This window comes from Marinifilum sp. D714, assembly GCF_030851345.1.
In the GTDB taxonomy this organism is placed as follows: domain Bacteria; phylum Bacteroidota; class Bacteroidia; order Bacteroidales; family Marinifilaceae; genus Marinifilum.
Genome location: NZ_JALPNU010000029.1, coordinates 1 through 14,814 on the forward strand (window position 1 = coordinate 1; position 14,814 = coordinate 14,814).

19 protein-coding genes, 1 tRNA gene and 1 riboswitch are annotated in these 14,814 nt (G+C 34.3%); of the genes, 14 read left to right on the forward strand and 6 right to left on the reverse strand.

The genetic code is table 11. The features are described from left to right. Positions 1-20: 20 nt before the first annotated feature. Positions 21-93: transfer RNA gene (locus M0051_RS17455), tRNA-Lys, on the reverse strand. A gap of 366 nt (positions 94-459) precedes the next feature. Between M0051_RS17455 and M0051_RS17460 the strand changes: the two genes are divergently transcribed. Next, positions 460-1,269, forward strand: a complete 810-nt coding sequence (locus tag M0051_RS17460) for an SDR family oxidoreductase (RefSeq protein ID WP_306742829.1) — start codon at positions 460-462, stop codon at positions 1,267-1,269. A 129-nt stretch (positions 1,270-1,398) separates the two neighbouring features. Continuing rightward, positions 1,399-2,121: an RNA polymerase sigma factor gene (locus M0051_RS17465; protein WP_306742830.1), complete on the forward strand. Its 723-nt coding sequence runs from the start codon at positions 1,399-1,401 to the stop codon at positions 2,119-2,121. Positions 2,122-2,176: 55 nt separating this feature from the next. Here the strand turns inward: M0051_RS17465 and M0051_RS17470 are convergent, their stop codons facing one another. Beyond that, positions 2,177-3,187 carry a YitT family protein gene (locus M0051_RS17470; protein WP_306742831.1) on the reverse strand — a complete coding sequence of 337 codons (1,011 nt, stop codon included), beginning with the start codon at positions 3,185-3,187 and terminating at the stop codon, positions 2,177-2,179. A 184-nt stretch (positions 3,188-3,371) separates the two neighbouring features. On the opposite strand from M0051_RS17470, the gene M0051_RS17475 reads away from it, so the two are divergent. The 7 genes from M0051_RS17475 to M0051_RS17505 all read left to right on the forward strand — a co-directional run bounded on the left by M0051_RS17475 (position 3,372) and on the right by M0051_RS17505 (position 9,668). Beyond that, positions 3,372-3,920, forward strand: coding sequence for a 1-acyl-sn-glycerol-3-phosphate acyltransferase (locus tag M0051_RS17475; protein ID WP_306742832.1), 549 nt, complete (start codon positions 3,372-3,374; stop codon positions 3,918-3,920). Between the two features lie 11 nt (positions 3,921-3,931). Beyond that, positions 3,932-4,720, forward strand: coding sequence for an amidohydrolase (locus M0051_RS17480; protein ID WP_306742833.1), 789 nt, complete (start codon positions 3,932-3,934; stop codon positions 4,718-4,720). Positions 4,721-4,993: 273 nt separating this feature from the next. Next, complete coding sequence (locus tag M0051_RS17485) at positions 4,994-5,368, forward strand: BlaI/MecI/CopY family transcriptional regulator (protein ID WP_054720396.1); 375 nt, start codon at positions 4,994-4,996, stop codon at positions 5,366-5,368. A 13-nt stretch (positions 5,369-5,381) separates the two neighbouring features. Further along, positions 5,382-7,193, forward strand: coding sequence for a M56 family metallopeptidase (locus M0051_RS17490; RefSeq protein ID WP_306742834.1), 1,812 nt, complete (start codon positions 5,382-5,384; stop codon positions 7,191-7,193). Between the two features lie 101 nt (positions 7,194-7,294). Continuing rightward, positions 7,295-7,999, forward strand: a complete 705-nt coding sequence (locus M0051_RS17495; protein WP_306742835.1) for an energy transducer TonB — start codon at positions 7,295-7,297, stop codon at positions 7,997-7,999. A 59-nt stretch (positions 8,000-8,058) separates the two neighbouring features. Beyond that, positions 8,059-8,760 carry an energy transducer TonB gene (locus M0051_RS17500; protein ID WP_306742836.1) on the forward strand — a complete coding sequence of 234 codons (702 nt, stop codon included), beginning with the start codon at positions 8,059-8,061 and terminating at the stop codon, positions 8,758-8,760. 188 nt (positions 8,761-8,948) lie between these two features. Continuing rightward, a complete protein-coding gene (locus M0051_RS17505) occupies positions 8,949-9,668 on the forward strand; it encodes an energy transducer TonB (RefSeq protein ID WP_306742837.1) in 720 nt (239 codons plus the stop codon). Between the two features lie 78 nt (positions 9,669-9,746). Here the strand turns inward: M0051_RS17505 and M0051_RS17510 are convergent, their stop codons facing one another. Next, positions 9,747-10,406 (reverse strand): B3/4 domain-containing protein, encoded by a 660-nt coding sequence (locus M0051_RS17510; protein ID WP_306742838.1) that lies wholly within the window; start codon positions 10,404-10,406, stop codon positions 9,747-9,749. 155 nt (positions 10,407-10,561) lie between these two features. Between M0051_RS17510 and M0051_RS17515 the strand changes: the two genes are divergently transcribed. Genes M0051_RS17515 through folK form a run of 3 tightly spaced genes read left to right on the forward strand, consistent with a single transcriptional unit; the run spans position 10,562 to position 12,032 of the window. Continuing rightward, positions 10,562-11,284: an SDR family oxidoreductase gene (locus tag M0051_RS17515; RefSeq protein WP_306742839.1), complete on the forward strand. Its 723-nt coding sequence runs from the start codon at positions 10,562-10,564 to the stop codon at positions 11,282-11,284. Positions 11,285-11,293: 9 nt separating this feature from the next. After that, on the forward strand, positions 11,294-11,650 hold the full coding sequence (folX, locus tag M0051_RS17520; RefSeq protein WP_306742840.1) for a dihydroneopterin triphosphate 2'-epimerase: 357 nt from the start codon (positions 11,294-11,296) through the stop codon (positions 11,648-11,650). Positions 11,651-11,660: 10 nt separating this feature from the next. Beyond that, positions 11,661-12,032 carry a 2-amino-4-hydroxy-6-hydroxymethyldihydropteridine diphosphokinase gene (gene folK, locus M0051_RS17525; RefSeq protein WP_306742841.1) on the forward strand — a complete coding sequence of 124 codons (372 nt, stop codon included), beginning with the start codon at positions 11,661-11,663 and terminating at the stop codon, positions 12,030-12,032. On the opposite strand, the gene M0051_RS17530 is transcribed toward folK, so the two are convergent. Continuing rightward, entirely contained in the window at positions 12,017-12,418 is a 402-nt protein-coding gene (locus M0051_RS17530) for a (deoxy)nucleoside triphosphate pyrophosphohydrolase (protein WP_306742843.1), read from the reverse strand. The genes folK and M0051_RS17530 overlap by 16 nt on opposite strands. Next, on the reverse strand, positions 12,415-12,798 hold the full coding sequence (locus M0051_RS17535) for a C-GCAxxG-C-C family (seleno)protein (RefSeq protein WP_306742845.1): 384 nt from the start codon (positions 12,796-12,798) through the stop codon (positions 12,415-12,417). The genes M0051_RS17530 and M0051_RS17535 overlap by 4 nt, the downstream gene beginning before the upstream one ends. Before the next feature lie 184 nt (positions 12,799-12,982). On the opposite strand from M0051_RS17535, the gene M0051_RS17540 reads away from it, so the two are divergent. Then, the gene (locus tag M0051_RS17540) at positions 12,983-13,678 is read left to right on the forward strand and encodes a hypothetical protein (protein WP_306742846.1); all 696 of its coding nucleotides are present in this window, start codon (positions 12,983-12,985) and stop codon (positions 13,676-13,678) included. Here M0051_RS17540 and M0051_RS17545 read toward each other — a convergent pair. Continuing rightward, positions 13,666-14,082: a hypothetical protein gene (locus M0051_RS17545; protein ID WP_306742847.1), complete on the reverse strand. Its 417-nt coding sequence runs from the start codon at positions 14,080-14,082 to the stop codon at positions 13,666-13,668. The genes M0051_RS17540 and M0051_RS17545 overlap by 13 nt on opposite strands. A 190-nt stretch (positions 14,083-14,272) precedes the next feature. On the opposite strand from M0051_RS17545, the gene M0051_RS17550 reads away from it, so the two are divergent. After that, complete coding sequence (locus M0051_RS17550) at positions 14,273-14,620, forward strand: hypothetical protein (RefSeq protein WP_306742848.1); 348 nt, start codon at positions 14,273-14,275, stop codon at positions 14,618-14,620. A gap of 30 nt (positions 14,621-14,650) precedes the next feature. Then, a riboswitch (TPP riboswitch) is annotated at positions 14,651-14,750 on the forward strand. The last annotated feature ends 64 nt before the right edge of the window (positions 14,751-14,814 follow it).

Below are 14,814 nucleotides of genomic sequence, written 5' to 3' on the forward strand. Positions count from 1 at the left end.
AAGACTTTGGTTGTCTTTAGTGATCCCTCTGGGGTTCGAACCCAGGACCCCAACATTAAAAGTGTTGTGCTCTACCAGCTGAGCTAAGGAATCATTGTGTAGCCTTTGTTTTCAAAAGCGATGCAAATATAGAGCGATTAAATTTAAATCGCAAACTCAATTTTACGGAATTTGTAGGTTTTTCACCGCAGAAACCAACCCGATTTAATTTATATCCTTGGTTCGTAAATTGATATAAAACCGAAAAGAAATTGAAAAAAAAATACAAAATTTAAAAAACTGCTTTGTCTGCTTATGATAATGGCCGTTTTTGGTGAAAAAATGAGCAAAATTTGATCTTCTTTTTAATTTCAAAAAATTGAAGAAGCTCGTAAAAAGCGTAAAAAATAATTCTAATTTTGTGATTCATTATCTAAGTTCATGCAAATGGACACAAAAATTGCAAAATAAATCTTCCTTATGAATGATAAAATCGTAGTGATTACCGGAGCATCATCTGGTATTGGAAAAGCATTGGCATTCGAGTTTGCTTCTCGTGGATCTAAAATTGTGCTTGCAGCAAGAAATGTTGAAAAACTAAAAGAAGTAGAAGAGGAGATTCTTGCCAAAGGAAATGAGGTATTATCAGTAAAAACCGATGTTAGCATTGAGGAGGATTGTAAGAATTTAATTGACAAAACCGTTGAAAGATTCGGTGCAATTGATGTATTGATTAACAATGCAGGAATTTCGATGAGAGCGATGTTTGCAGATTTGGAATTGTCGGTGCTCAAACAATTGATGGACGTGAATTTTTGGGGTACTGTATATTGTACAAAGTATGCAATGCCTTATATTACCAAAGCAAAAGGTTCGGTTGTGGGTGTAATTTCTATTGCAGGTTATATTGGCTTGCCAGCTCGTACTGGATATTCGGCATCGAAATATGCAATTCGTGGATTCCTGGATACCTTAAGAGTTGAAAACCTAAAAACAGGTGTTCATGTTTTGGTGGCAGCACCTGGCTTTACAGCATCTAATGTAAGAAATGTGGCTTTAACAGCTGATGGTTCTTCGCAGGGCGAAACACCACGTGACGAAAGCAAGATGATGAGTGCCGAAGAATGTGCACGTTTAATTGCCAATGCAGTTGTAAAGCGAAAAAGAGAGTTGATTATGACTTTTATGGAGGGGAAACTAACGGTATGGTTGAAAAAATGGTTCCCATCATTACTTGAAAAACTTACATATAATCATATGGCAAAGGAACCTAATTCTCCTTTAAAGTAAAAAAGGATAATTTGAAGCGAGTTTAAATACTCGCTTTTTTCTTGCATTTTGTAACATTTACAGGCCTTGTAAGTATAATTTACTTTTAAAAAACGGGTATCATACAATACATCTTCTACTACTTGACTAATGGACAAATCTCACTTCAATACTTTTATCTTTTCCAACGCGAACAAGATATACTGCTATGTATTTTGTATTCTTAAGAATTCTGAACAAACCATTCAAATCGTTGGAAAAACATTCGAGGAGTGCTGGCACAAAAGGAAAGTGCTATCTCATTCCGATTTGACTCCTGTGTTTAAAATCGCGAGAGATTTGGCAAAAAAAGAAGTGAATAGTAAAATTGGATCGGGAGTAGCTCTTAATCAAAATGACGAAGTTGATCCTATACTGATACATTTTTGTAAGTTATTGGAAGAATTGGCCCCCATTCAAGCTGAGATCTTTTGTTTGCGCTCTTTGTTAAGAATGAGTATTGATGACATATCAAAAATTGTAGGACTCGGATTAAATAATGTACAGTCGATGTTGGCCGAAGCTCGAAAATTAATTCGTGTACAGGTGGACCCCGAAGGCATTCTAAAGGAATTTTCTTGTCATGAATTGCTTACCAAATACTATGCGGGAAGCACAAGCATAGAAGAGGAGGAGCAACTTCGCTTGTATGTATCTCGAATGGATTTATCGGAAATTCCGGAAATAGATCGGGAGTTGTTCCGCATGTTTTTAAAAATTGGAAATGCCGAAATCCCAATTGCGGGATCTGATATTTTACGCGATAAAATGAAAGAGCTACAGACGACAAAATTTCAAAGAGTATTGGCTAAAATAAAAAAGCAATCCAAATAAGGATTGCTTTCTGTTTTTATAAGGAACTGCATTATTTACATTGAACTCACGTTAATCATGCAGGTTTATCATCTAAAGATTTAAATCCTTTCCCCAAAATTTCGTTGGTTTCCATAACCGTTACAAAGGCTTCAGGATCGATTGAGTGGATGTAATCCTGGAGCATCGATAATTCACGGCGGTTAACTACCATGAAAATCATATTTTTTTCACTTCCGTCATACATTCCGGTTCCTTTTAAGAAAGTGCCACCTCTGTTCATATCTCCAATTACCTTGTTTTTGATCTCTTCGTATTGATCCGATACAATAAATAAAGCTTTTTCGTAGGATGAACCTTGCAAGGTAATATCAGTAACCTTACCAATAATAAATAGTACTACCAGCGAATACAATGGAATTTGCCAATCGAGTTGGATGTATAAACAACTTAAAACGATTAGAAAATCGATATAAATAACGGTTTGACCAAGTGGTGTTTTTGCGAATTTAGCAACAATCATTGCCAAAATATCCGAACCTGCCGAAGTAGCTCTGGCTTTTAGAATTAAACCCAAGCCAAATCCAATAAAAATACCTCCGAAAATACAGGAAAGCAATACGTCATCAACCAATGGAATTACGCCCCACCAGGCTGTAATTGTATCTAAAAACAAAGCGCACAACACAAAAGACAGTATGGTTTTTATACCAAATCGTGGTCCTAAAACTTTTACACCAATAAAGCTTAACGGAATATTAATAGCCAAACTTGCAATCCCAACTGGAATTCCTCCACCAAACTTTCGAAACAAATCGTTTGAATAATCCATAAAGTGGTACAGGATACTCGAGAAGAATCCGGTATAATCATCAGGATTTAAAGTGCCAAACAAACCTTGAGGAAATAGACCTTGAGTCAGTTTGTTGATTACAATTCCGATTCCATAAATACTACCTGGAACCAAATCGTGCGGAACTATAAAGAATACAAAGCCAGCAGCCATGATAAATGCTCCGACAATAACCAGTGAGTAATTATAAAACCATTTTCCTGAGAAAATTGCGTCTTTTTGTATAAAAGCCAAAGTGAATATGTTTTTTAGTGTGTAAGCTTTAAATTAATTGTAAGAATAGTAAGATTCTGCAAAAATAAATAATTTTTAGAGGAATACTTGGCCCAATCTGCGCTATTTTCAGAGATTTTCTTTGAGGAAAGGTTGTTTTACCGATAAAGAATTGATTGTTTTGCATTAGATTCAATACAAGATTATGAGAGCAAGTATCAGTAGACTGATCATGAGAATGTTCGGTTGGAAATATATTGGTGATATTCCGGAAGTAAAAAAAGCTGTAATTATTGCAGTTCCTCACACTTCCAATTGGGATTTTGTTTGGGGAAAGTTGGCTTTTCTGTCGCACAATGTAAAAACTACCATTTTAATGAAGAAAGAACTCTATGTTTTTCCATTAAAATATCTTCTAAAATCATGGGGAGTAATTCCGGTTGATCGATCGAAAAAAGGGAATATGACCGATCAATTGGCCGAAGAGTTTTCGAAAAGAGAATCTCTATATATTTCAATAGCACCAGAAGGCAGCAGAAGTTTGAGAACAGACTGGAAGAAAGGATTTTACTTTATCGCTTTAAAAGCAAATGTACCCATTTACCTGGCGGAAATCAATTATGAGGATAAAACCTTAACTTGTGGAGAACCTTTTTATCCTACAGGAAATGTTGAAGAGGATATGAAAATTATTAAGAGCAATTATATAAACTCAAAGCCAAAACATCCTGAGAAATTTTCTACTGGCTTGTAAATTTGTTTGTTATGTCCGATCTGTTAAAAGTTAGCTTGGTTCAATCCGAATTGATTTGGGGAGATGTAGAAGCCAATTTGAATCATTTTTCTGAACTCCTTGGAAAAATTGAGGAGGAAAGTGATTTAATCGTCTTACCAGAGATGTTTACTTCTGGGTTTTTGATGAAGAACAAAGACAAGGTTTCGCCATTTGCTGAGATGACAATTAGTTGGATGCAGAAATGGGCATCGCAGCTTCAAACTGTAATACTGGGAAGCATTATTGTTGAAGAAAACTCTGAGTATTACAACAGGTTATATGTTGTAAATGCAGAGGGAGTTATGGCCCATTACGATAAAAGACATTTGTTTCGAATGGGAGAAGAAGAAAAGCATTTTCGAGCAGGAAATGAGCGAGTGATTTTTACGATTGGAAAATGGAGAATTTGCCCATTAGTTTGCTACGATTTGCGCTTCCCGGTTTGGAGTCGAGGAGTTGATGAATATGATTTATTGCTGTATGTTGCCAACTGGCCTCAACCCCGAAGAGAAGTATGGAACACCCTTTTAAAAGCAAGAGCAATTGAAAATCAGAGTTATGTGATAGGTGTGAATCGAGTAGGGGAAGATGGTATGAATTTATCATACACAGGAGATTCATCCCTTTTCGATGCCAAAGGAAAGCTTCTTACAAAATGTGAAGATCATAAAACAATCATTCAAACTTACAGCATAAGTTTGAGCCAATTAAACAATTTTAGGACCAAATTTCCTGTGCATCTTGATGCAGATTCATTTCAAATAAACAAGTATTACTGATTACGAATCAAAGCGATTGATAAAAAACAGTCTGTGATTCTGTATCGGCATTTCAATTTAATATTTCAAAGTTTCGCTTTAAGCTGACTTTGAAATTTAAATGGTATAATAATACTATTACATCAAGCTATTGGTAGCTTATTGATTTTATTGATGATTTTTATTCATCAGTATTGGAAAACTAAATATATAGTTCTATATTTAAGTCAGAAGTCAAAAAACAAGATTTATAAACAAAAACAAATTGTCCCACTTTAAATAATACAAATAATAATGAAAGAATTAACTAGGGCTGAAGAACAGGTGATGCAGATCCTTTGGGAACTTGAAAGTGCCTTTGTAAAGGAAGTAATAGAGCGCATTCCTGAGCCAAAACCAGCTTACAATACCGTTTCAACAATTGTTCGAATTCTTGAGAAAAAAGGATTTGTTGGGCATGTTGCATTCGGTAAAAGTCATAGATATCACCCATTAATTACCAAAAAAGAATATACTCGCAAATTCATGAAAGGATTTGTAAGAAATTATTTCTCGAACTCCTACCGTGATATGGTATCCTTCTTTGCAAAGGAAGAGCAGGTTAGCTTATCGGAATTGGAAGAGGTTAAAAGAATGGTTGAAGAGCAAATAAAAAAGCAAAGCTCTTAAAAATTATCGGTGAATGGTAACAGGCGTAATTCTATATTTTTTACAATCAGCAATTTGCATGGCATTCTTTTATGCCTTGTATTGGTTGTTTCTGAAAAGGGATACCTTTTTCAGGATCAACCGTGTGTTCTTGATGCTGACTTTGGCCGCCTCGTTACTAATTCCATCTCTTAAAATACCTTTTCAGCTTGAATCAAATCCAGTAGCATCAGACTATGCAATGCTTGATGCAGTTGTACTAACTTCTCAGCAATATTTGAGTGCAAATATGTTGCAGGAAGTTGTGGTTACTGCCGATAATCATATTAATTGGTACCAGTATATTGGATTTATATATCTGATCGGATTATTATTACTCACTCTTCGTTTTTTCAAAAACCTGATTCAATTGTTTATTTGGACCAGAACAAATAAAAGAATTCGTGAGAATGGAGTACAGTTGGTAGTAATGAAGGATGATTATCCGCCATTCTCATTTTTAAATGCAATTTTCGTAAGCAATCAGGATTATAAAAAACCAGGATTTTCTTCCATATTGGCTCATGAAAGAGTACATGTTGATCAATTGCATACATTCGATCTTTTGGTATTGGAAGTGCTTACGGTTGTTTTTTGGATTAATCCCTTTGTTTGGATGTACAAAAGTTCTATCCAGGAAGTACACGAGTATTTAGCTGATGACAAGGTGGTGAATGGTTCGGTTAACCCGAATGAATACAAAATGCATATTGTCAATCAATTTGCAGGAGGTGATTTATTCCGATTGGCAAATAATTTTGGTCAATCAACATTGAAGAAAAGAATTTCGATGTTGGGTAAAATTAAAACTCCAAAGATTGCGTTGGTTAAACTTTTACTGTTGCTTCCAATTGTTTTGGTATTATTATCAGCCTTCGCTTTTACGATTGAAGAAAAGGAAAAACTTTCCCAAGATTTTTCATTTAATGAATTTATTCCTGATGGATTAAAGCAATTCTATTCTTTTTCGGATAGACAATACTCTACATACGATGATGAATTGCACTTCATTCAAGGATCAGCTGCAAGTGGTATTTCAGCATTAAAGCATAAGGAAGAAGTAAGCCCGAATCAAATTTATAGAATTGCTGATGAAATGCCTGAATATCCCGGAGGTATAAATGTATTGAAGAAGTATATCGCCAATGAAATAAGATATCCTAAGGCAGCAAAGAAAAACAAAACGGAAGGAAAAGTATTTATTAGTTTTGTTGTTGGGAAATCAGGAGAAGTTAAAAATGTATATGTAAATAAAGGTGTTTCCCCTGAATTGGATAAAGAAGCGTTGAGGGTAGTAAAGGGATTGCCTAATTGGACTCCAGGGAAGCATAAAGGTAATTTGGTAAATGTGGCTTATACATTTCCTATTGATTTTAAATTGAAAGATTTTGTAATTGAACAACCAATAGTGATTAGAAAACCAGTTTTTGCAAGAATTAAAAATGCTTCGGATTATCATACTGATAATTTAGCGAAATTGGAAAATTACAATCAGGAATATACAGTTGTTGAGAAAATGCCAGAATTCCCAGGAGGAAATGGAAGCTTAAGAAAGTGGGTTGCTCGAAATTTAAGATATCCAATCTTGGCTGCAGAACAAGGTTACGAAGGGAAGGTGTATGTGAAATTCAATGTGAATAAAGATGGCAGTGTTTCGGATGCAAAAATTATAAAAGGTGCTAATGTGGAGTTAAATGAAGAGGCTCTTCGTGTTATTAATAGTATGCCTTATTGGATTCCGGGAGAGCAACAAGGAATAAAAGTTAAGGTGAGTTATACAATTCCTATTCGTTTTGCTTTGAAATAATAAAATTTTTTACGTATATTAACTAAGAAATTAGTTCTAAGGACTAATTTCTTAGGAATAAAACCCAAAACCAATTTATTGTCTAACCAAAATTCAATGTTATGGAAGTAAAAAAGAATCCCCGTTACGATTTAGAAAAGAAAAGAGGAATGTTCTTACAAATCGGTTTTTTGCTGAGTTTTTTAATTGTTTTAGCCGCTTTTGAATACAAAACACCAGTTGCCGAAACTGAGGAATTGACCATGGATATCCTTGAAGAAACTGATGAAATTATTCCAATTACTGTACAGGATAAACCCAAACCTAAAGAGCAGCCAAAAGTAAAGTTGATGGAATTGGCAGAACTTTTATTAGCAGATGACGACGAAGAAATTGATGATCTTGAGATCGAAGATGCAAGCATATCAGAAGATGATGAATTTGATATTGTTGCTGTAAATGAAGATGATGAAGAAGTTGATGAAGATACGCCATTTGTGAAAGTGGAGCAGATGCCAGTTTTTAATCCCAGAAAGAACAAAACTTACGAGCAAGGACAACGAGATTTGTTCATTACCATGCAAAAAATGGCTCGTTATCCTACAATTGCCCAGGAAAATGGAATACAAGGAAAAGTGTTTGTAAGATTTGTTGTCACCAAAACTGGTGAAGTTGCTAACATTAAAGTGGTTCGTTCAGTTGATCCATCACTAGATAAAGAAGCCGTTAGAGTAGTTAGTAATTTGCCTAAATTTAAGCCAGGTATGCAAAGAAATAGACCTGTAAGTGTTTGGTTTAGCGGATATATTTCGTTTGTGCTGCAATAATTTTTTTCTAGGTATTAACTAAGAAATTAGTTGTTGTTGAACCTTTAATTCTAAGAGTTATGAAAGAGAAGAAGAATGTTAAATATAATTTGGAGAAGAAAAGAATCATGTTTTTGCAGTTTGGATTGATTTTTAGTTTTGTGTTGGTTTTAACTGCTTTTGAATATGAGGTTCCATTTGATGAACCTAAAGATGTTGTTCTTGAAGTATTGGACGATATGGATATGTTGATACCGATTACCTATCCAGAACCTGAAAAACCTAAAGAACCACCAAAAATTAAGAAAATAGAGTTGCTTACACCTTTATTGGTAGACAATGAAGAGGAAGAAATAGATTATGAACCTGAGGATTCATTTGGAAATCCTGATGAAGAAGTACCATTAGTGGTTACGGAAGATCCAGAAGAGTTTGTTGAAGAAATTCCGTTTGCGGTTGTGGAACACATGCCAGTTTTTAACCCAAATAAAAATGATAATTACAAACAGGGAAATGTAGATCTGTTTCGAACTTTACAAAGGTCCGTAAAATACCCGGTTGCAGCTCAAGAAGCAGGGCTTCAAGGTAAAGTATATGTTCGGTTTGTAGTTACCAAAATCGGCGATATTTCTAATATTGAAATAACTCGTTCGGTTGATCCAATTTTGGACAATGAAGTAATTCGGGTACTTAAAAGTTTGCCAAAGTTTAAGCCGGGAATGCAAAGATTAAAACCTGTTCCGGTTTATTATTCTGCTTTTGTGAATTTTAGATTACAATAGATTGAATATCAAAGTGTAGCTGTTCGATTTTTCCGAAACAATAAGGCTCAAAATTCGTACTATTAATAAGTAAAACGTTCTTTGAACTCATCCTCTCATGAGGTACGATTTTAGCATGGATCTTAATGAATTATGCTCTAAATGCACCTATTGTTGATTGCAATTTGTTACCATTAAAATGAACAGCTATGATTCCTAAAAAGAATCCAAATGTTGATTTGGAAAAACGGAAATCCTTATTCTTTGAAATTGGATTGGTCGTGGCTCTGGCTGTAACCTTTGTTTCGTTTGAATGGAAATCAAATGTAAAACAAGCTGCCCAATTTACTTCGGAGGCAGTATTTACAATTGATGAGGAAATGGTTCCGATTACCAGGCAGGAAGAAATAAAGGCTCCACCCAAACTACCTCCTAAAATCAAGATTGCGGATGTTATCACCATTGTTGAAGATGATGTTGAACTTGAAGAAGAATTAGAAATTGTTGAGGAAGAAATCAACCAGGAAACAGAAGTGGATATTCAGCCTATTCGAGAGGTTGTAGCAGAAGAAGAGGAAGAGGATGAAGCTCAGATCTTTGTTATTGTTGAAGAAATGCCAATTTTTCGACCTGATATTTGTAAAACCAGGAAGGAGGGCGATGCAGAACTGTACCGACACATTTACAAAAGCCTAAGATACCCTGTATTGGCTCAGGAAAATGGAATTACAGGAAGGGTCTTTGTAAAATTTATCGTGGGTAAAGATGGTGGCATTTATGATGTGGAAGTATTGCGCGGGGTGGATCCTTCTTTGGATCAGGAGGCAATTCGTGTGATAAAGAATTTGCCAAAATTTGCACCTGGTAAACAGCGTGGTAAACCTGTAAATGTATCTTATACTTCAGTGATTAAATTTGTATTACAATAAACTAAAGTGAGTAAGAGGTGAAATTACTACACAGACTTGAAAATGAAAGTCCGCATTTGATGTGCGGACTTTTCTACTTTATATGATTTGAGTTTCAATTTTGTCTCCTTTGGCATGTTTTTGTAGTAATGAAACGGCAAAGTCCATTGCTTTTTGTAATTCGTGATTTCCTTGAAAGCTTAAAATTATCATTAAAAATTGTGAGCATTCATTGGTAATCGATGTGCGAACAGAATCGCTGGTAGGACTTCCAAAAGCTCCCAATTCATCTCTGAAAATCGGTAAGAACTCAATATTTAATTCACCACGTCCTATTCCTTTATAAGGTTCATCTTTTCTTCCGATTCCTAACCGAATATCACCATTTATTTTTTCTGCATTATAACCACCAATGGAGAATCCACTATCAATCGAGACCAAATTTAAAAGGTCTACAACATTATTGATTTTATACAAGCCTTTGCCACTTGCAACTCTTCTTAGTAAAGCCTCTGCAGAAGGTCTGTATCTGCTTGGATCCTTGCCAATTTTGCGATATCCCAATTTTGTACTTTTTACACTCGGTAATTGCCTTATTTTTTCAGGATCTAATTCTTTTTCCTTTCTCTCAATAAATTCATTTATTTCCTTCCAAAGTTCCGGACAATCCTCTTGTGTTTCAACATCACATTGAATAGCTCCTAGCTTAAGATCAGGCCACGTACTTTTAAGTTCCTCCTCAATTAGAATATTTATCATTTTTACCTATTAAATTTCAGAATAGTTAAATCCAAAGATCAAAAATAGGAATTAAATAATGATATTTTCTGTGAATCTTTAAATTATCTTATCATAAATTTCTTAATAGCTTGAATATTTTTTAATTTTAATGGAAAGCGATAAAATCATTTGAAATGACAGAGAGAAATGCTTTAATAACTGGAGCTATAAAAAGAATAGGAAAAGAGGTAGCTGAACATTTGGCAGCTAAGGGATATAATATTGCATTGCACTACAACTCATCTAAAAAAGAAGCTCTCGAGTTGCAAGCAAAATTGATCAATACTTACCCTTCACAAAAATTCAAAATCTTTCAATGTGATTTGAGCAATGAATTGGAGTTGGAACAATTGATCGACAAGGTGATGAATCACTTTAAGCAATTGGATTTATTGGTAAATAATGCTTCGGTTTTTGATCCTGGTGTTATTCGAGAAACAGATGTAAAACTTTTTAACCTGCAGATGGATGTGAATTTAAAAGCTCCATTCATTGTGTCAAGAGATTTTGTTTTAAATAACAATAGAGGATTGATTATTAATTTTTTGGATACGAGAATTTCGGGATATTCAAATTTGCATGCCGCTTATAGCATTTCTAAGGTAGGGTTAGCTCACCTCACAAAAATGATGGCTCTGGAATGTGGACCAGAGATAAGGGTAAATGGAATTGCTCCTGGTGCAACTTTACCGCCTGAGGGAAAAGGGGAGGAATATTTAAAGAATTTGGCTAATAAAACCCCGATGAAAGTACCAGGCGGATTGCAGCCAATTCTTCAATCGATAGATTACATTTTGGAAAACGAAAACTTAACCGGGCAGATATTGTACTGCGATGGTGGAGAACAACTCTTATAAAATTAGATTATGGCAATTATTCGCGTTAAGAATTTACTGATTAGAACATACATTGGATTTAATCCTGAAGAACTAAGAAACAAACAGGATGTGGTAATTAACATGAGCATTAAAGCCGATGTTAGTGAGGCCATTAAGAATGATGATGTTGACAACTCGTACAATTATAAAGTGATTACGAAGAAAGTAATAGCTTTGGTACAGGAAGGCAAATTTAAAATGCTTGAAAATTTGACTCAGCAGGTTCTGGATTTGATCATGAAAAATCCCAATGTGGAATGGGCTAAAGTAGAAGTTGATAAGCCTCATGCATTGCGATTTGCAGAGTCAGTATCCATAGAACTTGAAGCAAACCGGAAAATCTAATTTAAAGAATATGAATTCGTGCATTATTGGAATAGGATCAAATATAAATCCCAATGAAAATATCAAAAGGATGTTATGTTTGCTTGCAAAAGACCATAGAGTGGGAAAGCATTCATCATGGGTTAAAACTGCACCTATAGGTATTACCGATCAGGATGATTTTATTAATGGAGCGGTTAAAGTAGAAACGCAACATGATATTGATGAATTTCGAAACTACCTGAAGCGACTGGAGGATAGGATGGGAAGAGACAGAAGCTTGCCTAAATTTGGTCCGAGAGTAATTGATCTGGATATTGTGGTGTGGAATGGAGATATTGTTGATGAATACTACCATACCAGAGATTTTTTACGTGATTCGGTAAATCAATTGCTTGATTGAAGATGCTCAAGAAGTAAATCGACTAACTTGATATCGGCAAGAGCCCAGTCCATGCCTTTCAATTTATCGACATGTACCCACTTGATATTTTGGTGTACTCGTTTTTGAAATTCTCCCGATACATGTTCAACAAAAAATGCTTTTAGGCAAACAATTTTATTGCCATAATTGTGAGTGTTTTCTCCCAGAAAACCTGTTACTTTTGATTGAATGCCAAATTCTTCATGTAGTTCTCTAACCATGCATGCTTCAGCAGTTTCGTTTGCTTCGATTTTGCCACCTGGAAATTCCCATTTTAATCCTAAATCATCGTGATGATTTCTTTGTGCGACTAAAATAAAATCTCCTTTTCGGATAATTGCAGCAGTTACTTGAATGGGTTTCATTCTGAATCCTTTTGTTCTGAATCAATTTCGTCTAGCAAATTTGCAGCCAGTTTTACCAGGTTTTTGCATGACATTGTGTAATTAAATCTGATGTCGAAGCAAGTCAGATGATCAGATTTTTCTTGAAACCTTTTGGTGAACTCCTCTTTCAAATCAGGTTTATCTTTAATCAGTTCCAAAGCAGCATAGTAAGCTCCACAGTATCCGTTGGGAGCTTTACCATTGCCATATTTGGCAAGTTCAACAATCTGATTGTTTGTGATTTGGTATTCCTCCTGAAATGCTTTAAAAATTGCTTGGGCGCAATTGTAATACCCCGGAGGTTTATGAAAATATTTTAAAGCAGTATCCGCTTTTGTTCTCTTATGGAAAAAACTCATTATAAAGGTTCAAGTTGGTTATCAACAAATGTAGCTGTTTCCTTGATGAAACACCAATTAAATTAGGTCTTTTAGAACATGAAATTTGTCATATGTGTGTAATAATCACGGAAAAATATTATATTTAACTACATTTAATATATTATTTGAATTATAGTATAAGTATAGCTAAATCTTTAATCGTATGAATAAAATTAACCCATGGGCTTTTGGAATTGTATTTCTTTCTTTTTTTGCTTTTTATGCATGGAATGGTTTTAAATTTCCAATCTTTTTTTTGGGTAAAACGTGTAAGCAAGATGCTATAATCTATGATACAAATATTCACACGGTTTCTTTCGGAGGGCAAGTAAATTGGAAACAGACGGTAAGATATTTTTATCGGGTGGATGATAATTGGTATGACGGATACTATACTTTAAAAGGAGGGCAATCAAGACAAAAAATTGGAAATTTGATTTCTCTTGAAGTTTCAAAATTGCGACCAGCAAAGCATCGGGTTAGAGCCTTTTATAAATCAGACCGGAATATTATCAATGGAGAAAAGCATTTTGAGACAAGGCAAATATCTGGCTATAAAAAGCTTAATCTTGCCAATGATGTTTTTAGTTTAATTGATTTTAGTGTTCAGGAAGATTCAATTTCAAAGTATTATGGGATTTTGCATGAGAAAAATGACTCGATTAAAGAATTGGTTCCAATAGTCCATTATTACAAATCTAAAACTTATTTAGAATACCAACTTGTTGGAGACGATCTTAGGAGCCAGTTCTATAAGAAGTATCAACAAGTGGAATTTGAAAAGAAAGATAATTCAATTCGAATTGATCCACTTGAGGAAATTTTTTATCAATCATATCGAAATGCTTACAACGAATGATTCATATTCTTCTCAAGTAAATTAATTCTCTGTTCTAATCTAATGGAAAAATTAGTTGAATTTTCGACAACGAAACTAAATAGAATTAAAGATTTCTCGTAATATTCGTTTGCGAGTGTTTTTTGTTCTTTTGCGCTTTGAATTTCGGCTTCAGCATAAAATAATTCTGCTAATACCTGTAGGTGTTCATCGGTATAGTTGTGTTCTTGCAATAAACTGTTGGTAAGATTTTCTTTTGGTAAACTCCTAAAGAAAGATGCATCCTCCTTCAAAAAATCGCGATATGCATTCTCAAGAATTTGGGTTGCTTTTTTAGTGTTTCTTTTTTTCAACAAACCTAAAATTTGAGCGATCAATTCACCGATCATTTCAATCATTCTTAAAACATAGTCTCTTTGATACATATTCAATCTTTATATTTGAATCAGAGGAGCCCAAGTTGAGGCAAAAACTCTTTTCTCCAAATTTACCAAAATCACAAATTACATCCTACTTATTGTTATGCGATAGTTTTAATTAATTTTATTGTTGAATATAAAATTTGTATTAATGATATGATAAATGTATATTTAAGTCATAATAATTGATATGCATATGAAAACGATAGTTTGTTTATTAGCATTTGTATTGGTTTCTATTTCAGGTTTTGCACGAGTATTAAATGATGAGGATTATTTAAGGAAGTGGAAGGAATATAAGGAACAAAAAGCTCCTTTTAATTTTGAAGCAAAAAAGGAAGCGATTAGAATAGATTGTTTTAAGAAGTTTGAGAAACCAAATTTGGGTAATTTAAACTATAATAAAGAATCGTTTACTGTTGGACAGGAAATAATTGGAATTGCCTTACATGTAACAGCTGCGTTTTATGAAGATGCTCAATACCATCAGCGAATAGCGCAAGATCCTGCCAAATTTTTTTTAGAGGGCTATTACAATAAATAGAAGAGTTTTTGTGAAATAATTTTACCTTTGCCGAAACGTTGGGGGTGCTTGAATCATGTATTCAGGCTGAGATATTACCCTTTTACCTGATCTGCATAATAGTAGCGTAGGGAAACGATTTGTCTGATATAAATTATAACCATATAGATACAACCGTTTCACTTTCGTGGAGCGGTTTTTTTGTTTCCGACTGT